This is a genomic window from Mycobacterium simiae (assembly GCF_008370645.1).
Classification (GTDB): domain Bacteria; phylum Actinomycetota; class Actinomycetes; order Mycobacteriales; family Mycobacteriaceae; genus Mycobacterium; species Mycobacterium simiae_A.
Map to the genome: position 1 here is coordinate 1 of NZ_VTZN01000545.1, position 421 is coordinate 421.

Below are 421 nucleotides of genomic sequence, written 5' to 3' on the forward strand. Positions count from 1 at the left end.
GGTCAACGCCCGGCTCGACGAGCTGGGGCAGCCGCGGCTGGCGGCCGGGGACCGGGGCCGCTGGACGCTGTGCTGGGTGGACGGCGCCGCGCTGAAACCGTCGCGCTCGCTGGCCGAGCAGGGCGTGGTCGACGGCACCCGGCTGTGGCTGCGGTTCGCGCCCGACCCCGAGGCGCGGATCGACGTCGTCGAGCACGTCACCACCGCGGTGGCCGCCGAGCTGACCCGCCGCTGGCCCGGGGTCACCCCGGCCTGGGCGGGCCGGGTCGGCGCGGCGATGGTGGTGGCCGGCGTGGGGTGCGCCACCGCGCTGATGGGCCGCTGGCGCTACGGGCATCCGGGGTGGCTGCCGGGGGTGTACTGCGGCGCGCTGGCGGCGGTGCTGCTCGCCGCGGCGGCCGTGGTCCTGGCCCGCGGGGGC

Annotated in this window: 1 protein-coding gene; it reads left to right on the top strand. The window is 80.0% G+C overall.

From position 1 onward, the window contains the following. Positions 1 to 421: EsaB/YukD family protein (locus F0Q45_RS26825; protein ID WP_306439484.1), on the top strand; the 421-nt coding region annotated here is incomplete at both ends.